Origin of the sequence: Roseovarius sp. MS2 (assembly GCF_051447875.1) — a bacterium.
Taxonomy (GTDB): domain Bacteria; phylum Pseudomonadota; class Alphaproteobacteria; order Rhodobacterales; family Rhodobacteraceae; genus Roseovarius; species Roseovarius mucosus_A.
In genome coordinates this window covers 2,860,152-2,876,250 of the sequence record NZ_JBKHVF010000001.1, presented here as the reverse complement: position 1 = coordinate 2,876,250, position 16,099 = coordinate 2,860,152, and the positions used below count along the sequence as shown (strand labels likewise).

Sequence of the window (16,099 nt, the reverse complement as noted above, 5' to 3'; positions counted from 1 at the left end):
GCTCGACTTTGTCTTATCTTGCGCAAACAGGCACGGAAACTACCGCATCTTGTCGCGCACCGTCAGCTGTGCGGCAGCGAGTCGCGCCACCGGAACACGGAACGGCGAGCAGGAGACATAGGTAAATCCGGCATCGCGGCAAAAGGCGATTGATTCGGGATTGCCGCCATGTTCACCACAAATTGACAGGCTGATGTCGGAATTTGCCGCGCGCCCACGCTCGGCCCCTATTTTCAGCAACTCGCCCACACCATCGACATCGAGCATGTGGAACGGGTCTTCGGGGTAGACGCCCTGCTTGACATATTCCGACATGAAGCGGCCCGCGTCATCCCGCGAGAGGCCATAGGTCATCTGTGTCAGGTCATTGGTGCCAAAGCTGAGAAAGGACACCAGCGGCGCGAACTCGCCCGCGCGCAGGCACGCGCGCGGTGTCTCGACCATCACGCCCAGACGATACGTGAAATCGCGCCCGGTCTCGTTGCGCACGGCAGCGGCCACGGCATCGACGCGTGTCTTGACCAACTCGACCTCGCGCTTGGCACTGACCAGCGGGATCATGATCTCGGGCACAACGGGCGCGCCTTCGCGGCTGGCCTCAAGCGTGGCCTCGAAAATGGCGCGCGCCTGCATGTCATAGATTTCGGGCACCGTGATGCCAAGCCGCACACCGCGCATACCCAGCATGGGGTTATACTCGCTCAGCGCCTCGACCCGACGGGTGACATCCGAGAGCGGAAGATCCAGCGCCTCGGCCAGTTGCAGATGCCCCGCGCGGTCGGTGGGCAGAAATTCGTGCAGCGGTGGATCAAAGAGGCGGATACAAACCGGCAGCCCCTGCATGATCCGAAAGAGATCGGCCAAATCGGCACGCTGCATCGGCAAGAGCCGTTCCAGCACGGCGGCACGGTCGGTGCTGCCATCGGCAAAGATCATCTCGCGCATCACCGTCAGACGCTCGGTATCAAAGAACATATGTTCGGTGCGGCACAGCCCAATGCCGCGCGCGTCGAACTTGCGCGCCACCTCGGCATCCGCGGGGGTATCGGCATTGGCGCGCACAGCAATGTCGCGCACGTCATCCGCCCAACTCATTAGGGTCTGAAAGGCGTCGTCGCGTGCCACTTCAAGAAGCGGCGTCTCGCCCGCCAGCACCAGACCGCCGGTGCCATCCACGGTGATCACATCACCGGCCTTGACCACGCGGCCATCGGGCATGGTCAGTTGCTTGCGCCGGGTCTGAAAATGAATTTCCGAGGCACCGACCACGCAGGGCAGGCCAATGCCGCGCCCGATCACCGCCGCGTGGCTGGTCATGCCGCCCCGCTCGGTCAGAACCGCCACGGCGGCATGCATGCCGCGAATATCCTCGGGGCTGGTTTCGCGGCGCACAAGGATACAGGCCTCGCCGCGCGAATGGCCGGCCTGCGCCTCGGCGGCGGAAAAAACCACGCGGCCCGTGGCAGCACCGGGGCTGGCGGCGATACCTCGCGCCAGCACATCACGCGGGGCGTTGGGATCAACCTGTCGGTGCAGCAATTCATTAAGCGCGCGCGGCTCGACCCGCATCAAGGCCTCGTCCCGGCTGATGATGTCATCCTCGGCAAGCCCTACGGCAATGGCCACCGCCGCGCGGCCGTTGCGCGGCACGCGCAGCCCGTCCAAAATCCAGACCTTGCCATTCTCGATGGTGAATTCGGCCTGCATTTCCTCGCGCAGGCGGGCGCGCATCAGTTCGGCATAGGCGCGGATTTCGGCAAAGGCATCGGGGGCCAGATCCTCGAGCGAGGGGCCGCGCGGATCCCGGGTGAGATAGATCGCATCCGCACCGCTGCTGAGCGCATCGCGCCCCTGGCTTTGGCTGAGGTAGCGGCCAATGATCTGCCGCGCGCCGGTCTGGCCATTGACCAGTTGCATCACTCCAGAGCCACATTCCCCCTGCCCCAACCCCAGCGCCAATTCCTGCACCACAAGGCCAAGGCCCGCATCGGCGGGCGCACCTTTGGCCTGTCGCAAGAGCCGCGCCGTCGTCCCCTCCCAGGCGCGCGCCATAGAGCGCAGCACCTCGGTCAATTGCTTGCCGGGATCTTGGGGGAATTCTTCTTCTGCTTCGGATTCATAGGCCTTGAGCGCTTGGCTCAGCCCCAGCACCGGATCGGGCGAGACATCCTCGAACACATCCGGATCAAGCCGGGCGACATGGATGGCATAGGCCTGCACAAACCGCAGATAGATATGCGAGGCGGCCTCTTTGCCGATGCGCTCCGCAAGTTCGACAAAGCGCGTATCATTGATGCCGATGTTGAGCACAGCCCCAGGCCCGCCCCAATCAGGGTCTTCGGACGAGGGGCGCACACACAGGAGCGGGGCCGCGCCGAACGGGGCCAGAAACCGCGCCATATCCGGCAATTCCCCCGCCGCGATGCGATGCACCGCCTCAAACGACAGGGCCACGGTGCGCGGCACCGGCAGATCAAGCCGCACAAGGCGTTGCAGACATTTCGCACGCCCCCCATGGGTATGGGTATGCATCGGGGCCGTGGGGGTGATGAGGGTGATATGGCTGTCGTCTTGCTGCACTGCGGCACCTTTCCTTTGACCGCACCATACGCGCGTTGCAGCACAAGGCAAGGGAAAGGATCACGGGTTTGGGATCGGTCCGGCTTGGTTAGAAAACCCCGCCCGGGGCTTGAACCGGGGCCTCTCCCGCCCCGCAGCCTCACCCGCCCCGGGCTTGACCCGGGGCCTCTGCTTATTTTGGAAAGGCCCCGGGTCAAGCCCGGGGCGGGTGAAATCAGCCCTCGATCCGGCCAAGGTCTGCCGCTTGCAGGCAGATATTGCGGATGCTGCTCAGCAGGTTGAGGCGGTTGCGGCGGATGACTTGGCTTTCGGCATTGACCTGCACGGCGGTAAAGAAAGCGTCGATGGGCGCGCGCAGCGCCGCCATGGCCCCCATCGCGCGCGCGAAATCCTCGGCTTTGAGGGCGCTGGCAATGGCGGGCTCTGCGGTGGCGAGGGCAGCAAAGAGCGCCTTTTCCTCGTCGGTTTCCGCGAATTTCACATCCGCGCCATAGGAATATTCCACCCCATCCTTTTCCTCGGCCTGGGTGAGGATATTGTTGGCGCGTTTGAAGCCCTGCAGCAGGTTCTCACCATCGTCGGTTTTCAGGAAGTCACTGAGGGCGCGGGCGCGGTGGACGAGAAGCGTGAGGTCGTCATTGCCCGGCATGGCAAGGCACGCGTCAATCACGTCATGGCGGATGCCTTCATCGCGCAGATGGACCTTGAGGCGGTCGTGGAAAAATATCAAAAGCTCTTGAGCGGTAGCGTCTGACTTAATGAACAGGCGCTTGACAGTTTCAGATGCTGCACGTTTATCTTCTTCGCTCGCATCTCCCGTCAAACCCGAGAAACTCTCTGCGCTTTTCCTTATCAACTCTGTAACCTGTGGCATATCATCAGCGTTTTGAGACAGAGAAGAAATAACCTCACCGTATGCTATCCCAAGGCCTGAAACTGCACTTTTAAACACGATGGTTGTTGCTTCGTCGCAGGCAAAACGAAGTAATTGGACCAAAGGCAGTTTATTTTCATTCCCCAACACCAACCGGATAACACCCAGTGCCGCGCGTCTGAGCGCGTAGGGGTCTTTGCTCCCCGTCGGTTTCTCGTCAATCGCCCAGAACCCCGTCAGCGTGTCGATCTTATCCGCCAGCGCCACCGCCACCGATACCGGCGCGCTTGGCACGGCGTCGCCCGGCCCCAGCGGCGAATAATGCTCTTGGCAGGCGGCCGCCACCTCGGGGGCCAGCCCCACCTCCGCCGCGTAATAGCGCCCCATCAGCCCCTGCAATTCGGGGAATTCGCCGACCATGGCGGATTGCAGATCGGCCTTGGCGACCTTGGCCGCCTGTTCCGCCAGATCGGCATCGGCGCCCACATGCGGCGCAATCTCGCGCGCCAGTGCGGCGATACGGGCGATCCGGTCCGCCTGCGATCCCAGCTTGTTGTGGAAGGTGACATGCGCGAGCCCTGCGCCCATCCCCTCCAACCCCTCGGCCTGCACGGTGCGCAGGTCGTTTTCCCAAAAGAATTTGGCATCCGACAGACGCGCCGCCAGCACCTTTTGATTGCCCGCCAGAATGGTCACGCCCTGATCGGCGGTCTCGACATTGGCGACGGTGACAAAGCGTTCGATCCGGCCTGTCTTGGGGTTTTTCACCGAGAAGAACTTTTGATGTTCGCGCATGCTGGTTTGCAGCACCTCGGGCGGCAGACCCAAAAAGGCGTCGTCAATCCGCCCCATCAGCACCACGGGCCATTCCACCAGCCCCGCCACCTCGGCCAAAAGGCTAGGGTCCTCGACCAGTTCCAGCCCCGATGCAAAGGCCTGATTGCTGGCCTCTTGCCAGATATGCGCGGCCCGCTCTTCGGCCTCGAGAATGACATGCGCGCGGCGCAGCTTGGTGCGGTAATCGTCAAAAGAGGACACCGCAAAGCGCCCTGCCGCCATGAAGCGATGCCCCTCGGTCGTGTTGCCCGCGCGGATGCCGTCGACATCGAGATCAACGACCGTCACCTCGCCCGCCTCATCGGTCAGGATACAGAGGATGGAATGAAGCGGGCGCACCCAACGCAAAGACCCCGCCCCCCAACGCATCGACTTGGGCCAAGGGAAATTGCGGATGATCTTATCAAGTTCCTCGGCCACAATCTCGGCCGCCGCGCGTCCGGGCTTAGTGATCGTGGCGAAATAGACCTGGCCTTTTTTCTCGTCGCGGATTTCCAGATCGTCGCGCGTCAGCCCCGCGCCGCGCAAGAAGCCCTCGATCGCCTGTTCGGGCGCATCGACGCGCGGGCCTTTGCGTTCTTCGCGGGTGGTCGGGCTTTGGCCGCTGAGCCCCTGCACTGTCAGCGCCAGCCGCCGGGGCGTGGAAAACGCCGCCGCCCCCGCATAGGTCAGCCCTGCCTCAACCAGCGCCTCGGTCAGGCGCGCGCGCAGATCATCCGCCGCCTTGGACTGCATGCGAGCCGGGATTTCCTCGGAGAAGAGTTCGATCAAGAGGTCAGGCATGGCTTAGTATCCTTGGGGCGGTTCGGGGCAATCATCGGGCGCGGGCTGTCCGTCAAACACCACCTCGCCGCAGCGGTTGATCTGGTGCCAGGCATAGCCGCGCCCGTCCTCGGTGATGGCCACCACGCGGTCGACGCCGTAAATCACATCCCGCTGGCCCAGAAAGGCCAGCGCGCGCCCCTCTTCCAGCGCAAGGCCGATGGCCTGCGCATCGAAGCAGTCGAACCAGTCGGGCGCGGTCAGCGGCTCTGCCCGCTCATATAGCTCATAGGTCTCGGTCAGCATGGCATGGCTCATCGCGGTGGTGAAACAGGCGCGATAGCGGATCGGGCTGCTGTTGGCGTCAATGGCGGTGAAGTTGTCGTAGAGCACCGGTTCCGGCGCGCCCGTGACCAGAGAGGTCAGGACAACATCATTCGTGCCATCCGCCGCCACCTCTTCGTAGAAGTGATAGACTTGCAGATAATACATGGCCGCACCGGCCACCAATGCCGAAATCAAGATCGCCCCCGCCAATATCTTGCCCATTATGCCACCTGCCCCCCTGCCTCTGTCTGCACGAAGGCATCGGCGCATTGTTTCGCCAGCGCCCGCACCCGGCCGATATAGGCCTGCCGCTCGGTCACGGAAATGACCCCGCGCGCATCGAGCAGGTTGAAGAGATGACTGGCCTTGATGCATTGGTCATAGGCGGGATGCGCCATGATGATCCGCTTGCCGGTCTTGGGGTCCACCGCCTCTTGCGCGAGGATGGCCTGACATTCGGCCTCGGCCTCTTCAAAGTGGCGCAAGAGCACCTCCGTGTTGGCCACGTCGAAATTCCAGCGGCTGTATTCTTCCTCGGTCTGGCGAAAGACATCGCCATATTTCAATGGAATTGGCGCGGCAGGATCGTTGAAGGGCATGTCCATCACATGATCAATGCCCAGCACATACATCGCCAAACGTTCCAGACCATAGGTCAACTCGCCAGAGACCGGCGCGCAGTCATGCCCGCCGACCTGTTGGAAATAGGTGAATTGCGACACTTCCATCCCGTCGCACCACACCTCCCATCCCAGACCCCAAGCGCCGAGCGTGGGGCTTTCCCAGTCATCCTCGACAAAGCGGATATCATGCAGCGCCATGTCGATGCCGATGGCGCGCAGGCTGCCAAGGTAGAGGTCTTGCATATCGGGCGGGCTGGGTTTGATCAGCACCTGATACTGGTAATAATGCTGAAGGCGGTTGGGGTTTTCGCCATAGCGGCCATCGGTGGGGCGGCGCGAGGGCTGCACATAGGCCGCAGCCCAGGGTTTTGATCCCAAAGAACGCAGCGTGGTGGCAGGGTGAAAGGTGCCGGCCCCCACCTCCATGTCATAGGGCTGCATCATGGCACAGCCTTGTGCGGCCCAATAGCTCTGCAATCTCAGGATGATTTCCTGAAAGCTGCGCGGTTTGCCGGTCGTGTCGCTCATGCCTGACCCCAATGCTGCCCTGATTTGCCGCCCCTACCTAGGCCGGGTGCGGGGCAGGGTCAATCGGGCGTTTGGCCCCCAATGCCCCTGCACAAACCCCGAAGTTTTCGAGTGCATCGCCCGGCAATTTTGATAAAACGCCAAAAAGGTCGCAACGACCGTTATCAAGACAGAATTTAGGGAAACTTATGGCGCGTATCTTACTGGGGTTCATTTTTGCGGTTTTCATGGCGCTGCCTGCGGCGCGTGCGCAAGAGGAGCCGGTTGTCTGGGTCCAGGTCGAAGCGCAGCCCAGCCTGAACGCAGCACAGGACGCCGCGCGCCGCTATGCCGCGACTTTGGCGGATGTGAACGGATTTGCCTTGGGGCGCGGTTGGTATGCCATCGCCCTTGGACCCTACCGGCGCGAAGAGGCGGAGCGTGTGCTTCAGGTCTACCGCGCCGAGGGGGTGATCGCGCGAGACAGCTACATCGCTGAAAGCAGCGATTATCAACAACAATTCTGGCCCATCGGGGCCAATCTGCTGGAGGGTCCCGCCGCCCCGGCCATTGCGGCCCCCGATAGCCCCCCCGTTGTGGCGGCAGACCCGGCCCCCGCGCCCATCCCCGAGCCCGCCGACGAGACCCTTCGCGAGGCGCGCGAAAGCGAGAGCCTGCTTGACCGCGACGCGCGCGCCGCCTTGCAAGAGGCGATGACATGGGCCGGGGTCTATGACGGGGCTATCGACGCGGCCTTTGGCCAAGGCACCCGTGCCGCCATGGCGCGGTGGCAGGCGCAAAACGGCTTTGAGGCAACCGGCGTGTTGACCACCCGGCAGCGGGCAGAGTTGTTTCGTCAATTCAACGCGGTGTTTGACGGGCTTGGCCTAGAGGTGGTGCGCGATAATGCCACCGGCATCGCCATGGAATTGCCCACCGCCGTGCTGGGCTTTGACCGCTACGAGCCGCCTTTCGCGCATTTCAACGCCACCGGCGATATCGACGCGCGGCTTCTATTGATCAGCCAATCGGGCGACCGTGCCACGCTGGCGGGGCTGTATGACATCATGCAAACGCTGGAAATCGTACCCGAGAGTGGGCCGCGCAGCCTTGATGGTGATCGTTTCACGCTGATCGGCGAAGGGGCGTTGCAAATCTCGCATACTCAGGTCTGGTTGCGCGACGGTGCGATCAAGGGCTTTACGCTGATCTGGCCCGCCGGTGACGAGGCAAGGCGCAGCCGTCTTTTGGGGCGGATGCAGGACAGTTTCGAATGGCTGCCCGGCACGCTTGATCCCGCCGAGGGCAGCGGGGCACAGGATATTGACCTGATTTCAGGGTTGGAAATCCGCAAGCCCAAGCAGGCGCGGTCGGGTTTTTACGTGGATGCCAGCGGCGCCGTGCTGACCACCGCCGAGGCCGTGGCGAACTGTGGGCGGATCACGATTGACGAAGCCTATGAGGCCGATGTGGTGCTGAGCGATGCGGATCTTGGCGTGGCGATCCTGCGCCCGCGTCAGCCGCTTGCACCGGTGCGGGTTGCAGCCTTTCAAGAGGTGACGCCCCGCTTGCTAAGCGATGTGGCGGTTTCTGGCTATTCTTATGGCGGTCTTTTGGGTGCCCCCACAGTTACCTTCGGCCAATTGGCCGAGTTGCAGGGGCTGAATGGCGAGGCGCATCTCAAACGGCTGGCCCTGAGCGCGCTTGAGGGGGATGCGGGCGGTCCGGTGCTAGATACCGGCGGTGCGGTGTTGGGCATGTTGCTGGCACGGGCGCAAGATGGCCGCACCCTGCCCGACGAGGTCAGCTTTGCCGCCACCAATGGCGCGCTGCAAGCGGTGCTGACGCAGGGGGGCATCACCCCGCGCGTGACCTCGGATCAAGACCGCATCCCGGCCGAGGCACTGACGGATCGCGCTGGTGAGATGACCGTTTTGGTCAGTTGCTGGGACTAGACGAAACCTGAGGCGGGGCCGCATCGCCCCGCCCTATTCCCCCTTGATCTGCACGGAAAAGCTGCGCTGCGCGCCCGCCGGAGGCGCGGGAAAAGGTGCTGCGCGCTCGACCACAGTCAGCGCGGCCCGGTCAAGCCGGGTCGACCCGGACGATCGCGCGACGCGGACCGATGCCAGACGCCCCCCCTCAGAAATCGAGAACTGCACCAGCGCCACACCCCGCGTATCAGCGCGGGGGCGTGGCACACGCGCGAGATGGCGCATGACCTGACCGGGATAGTTGCTCGTGGCGGCGGTGCCGGGCGTCTTGCTTTGGTGATCTTTGGGTCGCCCTTCGGTGGCGGCGGTGGCGGTCTCATGGCCGGTCATGCTGCCGCGTGTGGCGGTCTGGTCGGCATTGCTGCCGGACGTCGCCCGCGCCGCGGTCTTGCGGTCTGGCTTTGGCGCGGCACGGGGCGTGGCCGTGGCGGTGAGTTGGGTGGGCCGCGCCTTGGGGCGCTTGGATATCTCAAGGCCAGTTTCAGCCTTAGGCTGGGCGACACTGGGCTGTGACGCAGGTGCGGGGGCTGGATCCTTCGTGGCTGGGGTGGCCGGTGTGGCGGCTGTCACCGCCGGTGCTGATGGAACCACCGGCAATTGGAGGGCCTCACTGGCCTTGGCCACCGCTTGAACCTTTTGAGGACGAACCGCCTGAGCCTCGGTGCCATCGGGCTTGGTCGGGCGCAGAACCTCTGCCGCCGTCACACTCGGGGTTACGGGGGTGTCGGACACTGGCTGTGCCGCGCCGGCAACCAGATCCGCAAAGCTTGACCCCAACACGACCTCAGACGCCCCGGCCCCCCCCTCGATCTCTGGCCCTGCCGGGCTGTGCGAAACCCAGAACCCCGCCCCATGCAGGCCAAGCGCCGTGACCGCACAAACCGACAGCACAAAACGCGACCCCCGGATCATGGCAGCCCCCGTTCGGTGATCATCACCACCCGCCCTGCCCCCGCCCGGCGTAGCGCCTCGCCCAATCGCAGAAGATCCGGTGCGGGCAGCGCGGCATCGGGCACAAGGCGCAGGGTGCCGCGGGCCGTTTCGGGCAAGGTTGCGACATGGCTGGCGGCATCCGACACGGGCGCGCCGCGATAGGTCAGCCGCCCATCGGCGTGAACCACCAGCGCATCAGGTGGCGCGGTGCCCTCCAACTCGGCGGTGCGCACCAGCCGCAGATCTTGCGCAAGCGGCGGGGCAAGCGTGGCGGCGGCCATGAAGAAAATCAGCATCAGGAAAATGATGTTGATCAGGGCAATCGTGGGTTCGCGGCGGGTGCGGTCGGTTTTCATGACGGCACCAAAACCTGCACCGAGAGGCCGGGGATGGCGCGCAGGGTCACCAGCAGGTCGGTCAGCCGCTGTGCCGTGACATCAGCGCTGGCGCTGACCAAAACCTGCGTCTCGTCTGACATCAGAGGGCGCAGCGCCTCGGCCAGAGCGGCAAGTGGCACGGCGCGCGCATTCACGCTCAGATCCGTGGTCCGCAGTTGCAGAAAGATCGGTTGCGCCTCGGAGGGCGCTTGCCCCTGCCCCGCCGTGGCCAGAGCCACCTCTGAGAATTGTGAAAAGGTCGAGGATAGCATGAAGAAAAGCAGCAGCAGAAAAATCACGTCGATAAGCGAGGTGAGCGACAGTTTGCGGCGCTGGAACCCGGACTTACGCACATGCGGGCACCGCCCGGCCCTCTGGTATCGCTTGTCGCGCCTCCTGCCCATCTGGGCCCAGAACCATGCTGAGCGCATGATCGGCGAGCGCACGTTCCTCGGCCATGCGCGATTCGAACCACGACAGCACGACCGAGGCGGGCATCGCCACGGCAAGCCCCGCCGCTGTGGTCAAAAGCGCCACCCAGATGCCCCCTGCGAGGAGCGACGGATCAACCTGTGATCCGGCGGATTGCAGCGCCTGAAACGCCTCGATCATGCCCAGAACCGTGCCGAAAAGCCCCAGCAGCGGGGCCACCTGTGCCACGGTGTCGAGAAAGCGAAAGCCGCGTTCGAGCCGGGCAAAACGGGCTTCGGCCTCGGCCATCAACCGCCGTGTGGCGACGGTATCGCGCGGGTCTACGGCAAAAGCGCGGGCGATGACCGGGGCCAGATAGCTGCGTGATGTGGCAAGTCTGCGATGTGCGGCGGCGGTCTCGCCGTGATCCCAATCGGTCACTGCGGCACGCAGCGCATGATGCCGCCCCACCCCCGAAGCGCGAAATTGCCAGAGTTTGTAAAGAATGACCGCAAGCGTGCCGACAGAAAGCACGGCGATCATCGCGATCACCGGCCCGCCCATGGCAATCAGCCCGTTCAGCCTGTCGATCATGGCCGCTATCCCGCTCATCCTGTCACCTCGATGTCGGTCTCGCTCGCAAGGTGGAGCGCGCCGAGGCAGACATCCGGGGCAAGCCCCGCGCCTTCGCAGGTGCCGATGCCATTGATCAGCACCCCCCCGATGGCGTCGCAGCCCTGCCCCGCCAGATCGAACTGGCGCACGCGCGGGCGCCCCTCGGGCAGCGCGCCAAAATCAAAAAGCGTGAGCGTTGCCACCTGCCCCGTCGCATCAAAGAGCACTGCTTCGGCCTTGAGACTGTCGAGCGCGACACCCAGATCGTTTTGCAGCACGAAACTCAGGCGGCAGCCGCCTGTCTCGGTGGTGTGCAGGCTGTTGAGCGTGAGGGTAAGCGCCGAGGCGGCAGCGGTCTGATCCGCTTGGGCCATGGTCGCCGCGCCCAAGAACGCCAGGGCACAACAAAACGCAGGGCGGTGGAATGCCAGCATGAAAAGCTCCTTTCCCCGATCATCAGACGGGGCTGGAAACCGCATGGCTGGCGCGGGGCTGGCACGGGGTGAGAGATGGCCCGCGCCGGTAGAGCGCAGGGATTGACCCGGTTTTGACTGAGTTGACTGAAAGAGTCAAGTTTGTCGTAACGCCGGTCTTTGCGTCACGGTTTGGCGGGCGTCACCGCTTGCGGCCCTGCCCCGGTTGAGACGGAAGCAGCGGGTTGAGTAGTGTTTACCTCTTCCTGCCGCCCAGCCCCGACACCTGCCGATTGGAGCGATTGCAAAGCCCGGTGCCGGGCCTGACAGGTATCGCACTCCTGTGGCGACGCGACGACGGGTGCCTCTTGCGCGCCAAGGCTAAAGGCCGCGCAGATCAGAGCCACAAGCAGCGCGCCTGCCCTCATGCGGGCACCGGGGAGGACGCAAGGTAGCGCTCAAGCGGCGCGTAGGACTGCGGCGCGCCTGCATTTTCCAGCGCGAGATAGTCGAGCGCGGCCACCTCATGTTCGGTCAAGAACCGCAGACGGGTTTGATCCGCCTCTGGCCCCATCGCCTCGAGCGCCTCGAACGCTGCGAGATAGGCAGGATAGGTGCGGTTCATCTCGTCCAGAAGCCCCGCCCAAGTGCCCGGCGCGCGGCGCGCCTGTTCATGGCCGCTCAGGGTTAGGCTCTCGACCGACCGGGGGGTTAGATCATAATGCGCGATGAGTGGGGCGACGCCTTGGGCGGCGTGGCGTTCAACCTCGGCCAAAAGCCTCAGGCGCTTGCGCTGCGCAGGCTCGGGAAAGCGGCGGGCGAGCGCGTCAAAATAGGCTTCGCCCTCAATCTCCTCTTCGTAATAGAGCAAGAGCTTGGCAAGATAGGCGTGATCCGGTTCGGTCATATCGGCTGTTCTCCTGTCGTCTAGGCGGCCCCACCGGGCGCGCCCACGTCGATTCGGTCGTGTTTTAGCGGCAGGTCGGGATCAACCGGCGCGTCCAGTTCCTGTGCGTAGCGATGCCCGGCATGGACCGCCGCCGCGATAATCGCCGGCGCCTCGCAATCGCCGATGCGTGTAAGGGTAAAGGGCAGCGGACCGGCCATGGCACATAGGTCGTGATACAGCCCATCCTCGGGTCGCCGCGCGCTGACCATCACGAGATGAGAGGCGGCAACGGTCAACTCCGCCCCGCCATAGGCGCAGGGCAAAACCACCGCACGCCCGTCAAACCCCGCAATCTCGCGCGCCGGTTCAAACCTGACGCCAAGGCCCTGCAAATGGCGGCGCACCCGCCAGCGTTCTGCGGTATTGCCTGCCCAGCGCGACAGGCTGTCATCGGGCGTGGCAAGTGTCACCTCAAGCCCCGCCATGCGCAGACGCTCGGCCAGAACACCCCCCATGTAATAGCCGTCGCCATCATAGACCACGGTCGGCCCATCCGGCAATCGGCCCGCCATTATATCATCGGGGGTCAGGATATGCGCGTCTGCCGCGCCTTCGGCTACGGGCTGAAAGACTTCGCCGTCGAACACATCCTTGCGCCACTGCGCGCCGGTGGCGATGGCCACGTGATCCGCGCCCACATCCAGCACATCCTGCGCCGTCAGGCGGCTTTCGCGGAAAATCTCGACATTGGGCATGTCGCGCAAGGCTTGCTCGCGGTAGTCGCGCACGCGGATATATTCACGCAGCCCCGGCAAGCCCGCCTCGCGCAGAACGCGCCCGCCCAGATCACGCGTGGCCTCGGCCAGTGTCACGCGATAGCCGCGTGCGCCCAAGGCGCGCGCCGCCTCAAGCCCCGCTGGTCCGGCGCCGACGATCAGCACATGGGCGGCACTGCCCTGCGGCGCGATACGTTCAGGATGCCAGCCGCGCCGCCATTCCTCGCCCATGGTCGGGTTTTGCGTGCAGCGGATGGGCACGCCCAGACTGTCGCCGGAATAGCAGATATTGCAGCCGATACATTCGCGGATCGCCGACAACCGCCCCTCCTCGATCTTGCGCGGCAAAAAGGGATCGGCAATCGAGGGACGGGCCGCGCCGATGAAATCCACGATGCCGCGCCTGACCTGGGCCGCCATCGTATCGGGCGAGGTGAAGCGGCCCACGGTCACGACGGGCTTGGTCGTGACCGATTTCACCCATGTCATATAGGGTTCCAGCGCGCCCTCCTTGACGAAGCGCGAGACGCCCATTTCCAGCGAATAATCCGCGATGTTGATATCCCAGAGATCAGGCAATTCGGCCAGCATCGCGAACATGTCGCGCCGCTCACCCCAGACCGGATGCCCGTCGCTGCCCCCCTCTTCATCCGCCGAGAACCGCACCGCCACGGCACAGCGGTCGCCAACCGCATCCTTGGTGTCCGCGATCAACTCGCGCACCAGACGCACCCGGTTTTCAAGGCTGCCGCCATATTCATCACCCCGCGTGTTGATGCGCGGGTTGAGGAAGTTTGAGATCAGATAGCCATGCGTGGCATAGACATAGACGATGTCAAACCCTGCATCGCGGGCGCGCAGCGCGGCGCGTTTATGCCAGTGGCGAAACTGCCGGATATCGGATTTGTCCATGGCGCGGGTCTGATAGGGGTGTCCCGCAAGATTGGGCACCGACCCCAGATCCATCGGCGGCAGCCGTGTCATCATGTTGGGCGTGCGCGCCCCGCCATACCAGAGCTCTGCCCCAGCCAGCGATCCATGGGCATGCACCGCCTCGGTCATCAGGGTATGGGCGCGCACATCGCTCATGTCCCAGAGCGAGGCGGACGGATGCGGCAGGTCATCCGATGTGGGGTGAATGGAGTTATACTCGGTGCAGACCACGCCCCAGCCGCCCTCGGCCTTGACGCCCCGCATGGCCGCAAGCGTGCGCGGGCGCATCCAGCCCATGCCGGTGCAATGCGGCACCTGATAGAACCGGTTGGGGGCTGTCACAGGACCGATGCGTACCGGCTCGAACAGGATGTCATGGCTTGGGTCCCGGCTCATTCGCAACGCTCTGTTCTGATTGATTGATCAGCGGTCTCATCCTGCGGCATGTCGAAATGCCGGGGAAAGGCCATGGCCAGATAGGCCTGCACCTTGGCGCGGGCCGCATCGCGATCAAAAGTGTCGGGATACATGAGGATATTGAGCCAAAGCCCATCGTAGAGCCCCTCGAGCGTGTGCGCGATGGTATCGGCTGACGGGCCGGAATACCCGGTCTCGCGCGCGATATCGCGGCAGAGGCGTTTCGACAGGTCAAAGCGTTCGTTATCAAGGGCATCCACCAGCGCGCGATAGACCGTACGCCGCCCCCCTTCGCCAAAATAGGCATACCAGACCGCCAGCTTTCTTTGCGTGCAAATCTTTGGATCGAAATGCGAGTCGACAATCGCCATCAGTTTGTCGCGCGCGCTCAGCCCCGCATCGCCATAGGCACGACGCCAATGGTCATGGTGTTCGCGCGCCAGAAACTTAAGGGTTTCTTCCAGCAGGTTCTGCTTGCTCTGGAAATGAAAGTTGGCGAGTCCGAGCGACAGCCCGGCAATTTCCGTGACGGTAGACATGGTGGTGCCCGCGATGCCGTATTGGGCAATGGAATCGATGGTGGCCTCGATCAATTGCCTGCGCCGGACCTGCTTGGGCTCGGTGCGGCGGGGCTTGCCGGTGTCGCGGGTTGGGGGTGGTGCGATCTGCTGCATTCTGTTTCCGGGTCGCCGCCGTGGCGTGACGCGCCCCTCTCCTTTGATTATTCGGTATCGAGAATGACAATGGCCTCTGGTGACCACGAGAGCCAGAGCGCCTGACCCTCGGGCAGATCATCGGCCCCCATCCGTCGATCGGTGTTCGGGGCAGAGACCGCGACCGGCTCTGCCTTGCCGGGAATGCTCAGGTAATACTGGCTGCGCTCCCCCATATAGGCCGCCGTGCGCAAGCGCCCCTCAACCGCCAGCCCCGCCTCGGGCCGCGTTGGCGAGAGGCTGAATTTCTCGGGCCTGAGGCCGATATGCACAGGCGCGCCGTCAGGTTTGGTAAGCTGCGCCGTGGCCATGGGGATGGTGCCCAGCCCCTCGGCCTCGATCGCGGCCATGGCAGAGCCATTGCGCCGCACCGTGCCGTGAAAGAAATTCATATTGCCGATAAAACTTGCGACGGCGCGCGTTCTTGGTGCCTCGTAGAGACCCGCAGGCGTGTCGACCTGCAACACCTTGCCCCCGGACATGACCGCGATCCGATCCGACAGGGTCAGCGCCTCTTCCTGATCATGGGTGACAAACACAAAGGTGATGCCGACCTGTCGTTGCAGCGCGCGCAACTCAAGCTGCATCTGCTCGCGCAATTGTTTGTCGAGCGCCCCCAAAGGTTCGTCGAGCAACAGCACCTTGGGTCGCAGGATCAAGGCGCGCGCCAAGGCGATGCGTTGGCGCTGACCGCCCGACAACTCATTGGCCTTGCGGCTGCCATAGCCCGGCAGCTTGATCAGATCGAGCATTTCCTCGACCATTTCGGCACGGCGGGCAGCGGTCAGCTTTTGTTTGCGCAGACCGTAAGCGATATTGTCACGCACGTTGAGATGCGGGAAAATCGCATAGCTCTGAAACACCATATTGACCGGGCGATGATGCGGTGGCACGTCCGACATCGGTTGGTCGTCAATGAAAATCTCGCCATTCGAGGTGGATTCGAACCCCGCCAGCATCCGCAAAAGCGTGGTCTTGCCACAGCCCGAGGCCCCAAGCAGGGAAAAGAACTCGCCCTGCGCGATGTCCATCGACACCTCTTCGATGGCGGTAAAGGCCCCAAAGCGCTTGCTGACATTGCGGATAGAAATGAAACGGTCCGAGGGGGTCATCGTTGG

The 16,099-nt window shown here is 63.8% G+C and carries 14 protein-coding genes; 1 reads left to right on the top strand and 13 read right to left on the bottom strand.

What is annotated here, in order from left to right; genetic code table 11:
• Positions 1 to 39 precede the first annotated feature (39 nt).
• The 4 genes from ACLGGT_RS14085 to ACLGGT_RS14070 all read right to left on the bottom strand — a co-directional run bounded on the left by ACLGGT_RS14085 (position 40) and on the right by ACLGGT_RS14070 (position 6,531).
• Positions 40 to 2,532 carry a putative PEP-binding protein gene (locus ACLGGT_RS14085; protein WP_437197420.1) on the bottom strand — a complete coding sequence of 831 codons (2,493 nt, stop codon included), beginning with the start codon at positions 2,530 to 2,532 and terminating at the stop codon, positions 40 to 42.
• 262 nt (positions 2,533 to 2,794) lie between these two features.
• A complete protein-coding gene (gene glyS / locus ACLGGT_RS14080) occupies positions 2,795 to 5,074 on the bottom strand; it encodes a glycine--tRNA ligase subunit beta (RefSeq protein WP_437196609.1) in 2,280 nt (759 codons plus the stop codon).
• A 3-nt stretch (positions 5,075 to 5,077) separates the two neighbouring features.
• Positions 5,078 to 5,602: a DUF6446 family protein gene (locus ACLGGT_RS14075; protein ID WP_437196607.1), complete on the bottom strand. Its 525-nt coding sequence runs from the start codon at positions 5,600 to 5,602 to the stop codon at positions 5,078 to 5,080.
• Positions 5,602 to 6,531: a glycine--tRNA ligase subunit alpha gene (locus ACLGGT_RS14070; protein WP_081508251.1), complete on the bottom strand. Its 930-nt coding sequence runs from the start codon at positions 6,529 to 6,531 to the stop codon at positions 5,602 to 5,604. The genes ACLGGT_RS14075 and ACLGGT_RS14070 overlap by 1 nt, the downstream gene beginning before the upstream one ends.
• A 188-nt stretch (positions 6,532 to 6,719) precedes the next feature.
• On the opposite strand from ACLGGT_RS14070, the gene ACLGGT_RS14065 reads away from it, so the two are divergent.
• Positions 6,720 to 8,465 (top strand): serine protease, encoded by a 1,746-nt coding sequence (locus ACLGGT_RS14065; RefSeq protein ID WP_008280294.1) that lies wholly within the window; start codon positions 6,720 to 6,722, stop codon positions 8,463 to 8,465.
• Between the two features lie 33 nt (positions 8,466 to 8,498).
• Here ACLGGT_RS14065 and ACLGGT_RS14060 read toward each other — a convergent pair whose 3' ends face one another.
• The 9 genes from ACLGGT_RS14060 to ACLGGT_RS14020 form a co-directional block, all read right to left on the bottom strand.
• Entirely contained in the window at positions 8,499 to 9,416 is a 918-nt protein-coding gene (locus ACLGGT_RS14060; protein ID WP_437196604.1) for a TonB family protein, read from the bottom strand.
• Positions 9,413 to 9,793 carry an ExbD/TolR family protein gene (locus tag ACLGGT_RS14055; protein WP_219435524.1) on the bottom strand — a complete coding sequence of 127 codons (381 nt, stop codon included), beginning with the start codon at positions 9,791 to 9,793 and terminating at the stop codon, positions 9,413 to 9,415. The genes ACLGGT_RS14060 and ACLGGT_RS14055 overlap by 4 nt, the downstream gene beginning before the upstream one ends.
• A complete protein-coding gene (locus ACLGGT_RS14050) occupies positions 9,790 to 10,167 on the bottom strand; it encodes an ExbD/TolR family protein (protein WP_437196603.1) in 378 nt (125 codons plus the stop codon). Before ACLGGT_RS14050 ends, ACLGGT_RS14055 begins: the two co-directional genes overlap by 4 nt.
• Positions 10,160 to 10,837 carry a MotA/TolQ/ExbB proton channel family protein gene (locus tag ACLGGT_RS14045; RefSeq protein ID WP_254700118.1) on the bottom strand — a complete coding sequence of 226 codons (678 nt, stop codon included), beginning with the start codon at positions 10,835 to 10,837 and terminating at the stop codon, positions 10,160 to 10,162. The genes ACLGGT_RS14050 and ACLGGT_RS14045 overlap by 8 nt, the downstream gene beginning before the upstream one ends.
• Positions 10,834 to 11,274, bottom strand: a complete 441-nt coding sequence (locus tag ACLGGT_RS14040) for a hypothetical protein (RefSeq protein ID WP_375553917.1) — start codon at positions 11,272 to 11,274, stop codon at positions 10,834 to 10,836. The genes ACLGGT_RS14045 and ACLGGT_RS14040 overlap by 4 nt, the downstream gene beginning before the upstream one ends.
• Before the next feature lie 403 nt (positions 11,275 to 11,677).
• The gene (locus tag ACLGGT_RS14035) at positions 11,678 to 12,160 is read right to left on the bottom strand and encodes a hypothetical protein (protein WP_219435528.1); all 483 of its coding nucleotides are present in this window, start codon (positions 12,158 to 12,160) and stop codon (positions 11,678 to 11,680) included.
• Positions 12,161 to 12,180: 20 nt separating this feature from the next.
• Positions 12,181 to 14,247, bottom strand: coding sequence for an FAD-dependent oxidoreductase (locus tag ACLGGT_RS14030; RefSeq protein WP_437196601.1), 2,067 nt, complete (start codon positions 14,245 to 14,247; stop codon positions 12,181 to 12,183).
• Positions 14,244 to 14,942, bottom strand: a complete 699-nt coding sequence (locus ACLGGT_RS14025; protein ID WP_437196599.1) for a TetR family transcriptional regulator C-terminal domain-containing protein — start codon at positions 14,940 to 14,942, stop codon at positions 14,244 to 14,246. Before ACLGGT_RS14025 ends, ACLGGT_RS14030 begins: the two co-directional genes overlap by 4 nt.
• Before the next feature lie 47 nt (positions 14,943 to 14,989).
• Positions 14,990 to 16,093, bottom strand: coding sequence for an ABC transporter ATP-binding protein (locus tag ACLGGT_RS14020; protein ID WP_437196597.1), 1,104 nt, complete (start codon positions 16,091 to 16,093; stop codon positions 14,990 to 14,992).
• Positions 16,094 to 16,099 lie beyond the last annotated feature (6 nt).

Bases quoted from the DNA above. Each gene is read 5' to 3' on its own strand.
- ACLGGT_RS14070 (WP_081508251.1), bottom strand. From the start codon at position 6,531: ATGAGCGACACGACCGGCAAACCGCGCAGCTTTCAGGAAATCATCCTG.
- ACLGGT_RS14065 (WP_008280294.1), top strand. From the start codon at position 6,720: ATGGCGCGTATCTTACTGGGGTTCATTTTTGCGGTTTTCATGGCGCTG.
- ACLGGT_RS14075 (WP_437196607.1), bottom strand. From the start codon at position 5,602: ATGGGCAAGATATTGGCGGGGGCGATCTTGATTTCGGCATTGGTGGCC.
- ACLGGT_RS14025 (WP_437196599.1), bottom strand. From the start codon at position 14,942: ATGCAGCAGATCGCACCACCCCCAACCCGCGACACCGGCAAGCCCCGC.
- glyS (WP_437196609.1), bottom strand. From the start codon at position 5,074: ATGCCTGACCTCTTGATCGAACTCTTCTCCGAGGAAATCCCGGCTCGC.
- ACLGGT_RS14030 (WP_437196601.1), bottom strand. From the start codon at position 14,247: ATGAGCCGGGACCCAAGCCATGACATCCTGTTCGAGCCGGTACGCATC.
- ACLGGT_RS14020 (WP_437196597.1), bottom strand. From the start codon at position 16,093: ATGACCCCCTCGGACCGTTTCATTTCTATCCGCAATGTCAGCAAGCGC.
- ACLGGT_RS14060 (WP_437196604.1), bottom strand. From the start codon at position 9,416: ATGATCCGGGGGTCGCGTTTTGTGCTGTCGGTTTGTGCGGTCACGGCG.
- ACLGGT_RS14040 (WP_375553917.1), bottom strand. From the start codon at position 11,274: ATGCTGGCATTCCACCGCCCTGCGTTTTGTTGTGCCCTGGCGTTCTTG.
- ACLGGT_RS14035 (WP_219435528.1), bottom strand. From the start codon at position 12,160: ATGACCGAACCGGATCACGCCTATCTTGCCAAGCTCTTGCTCTATTAC.
- ACLGGT_RS14055 (WP_219435524.1), bottom strand. From the start codon at position 9,793: ATGAAAACCGACCGCACCCGCCGCGAACCCACGATTGCCCTGATCAAC.
- ACLGGT_RS14045 (WP_254700118.1), bottom strand. From the start codon at position 10,837: ATGAGCGGGATAGCGGCCATGATCGACAGGCTGAACGGGCTGATTGCC.
- ACLGGT_RS14085 (WP_437197420.1), bottom strand. From the start codon at position 2,532: ATGCATACCCATACCCATGGGGGGCGTGCGAAATGTCTGCAACGCCTT.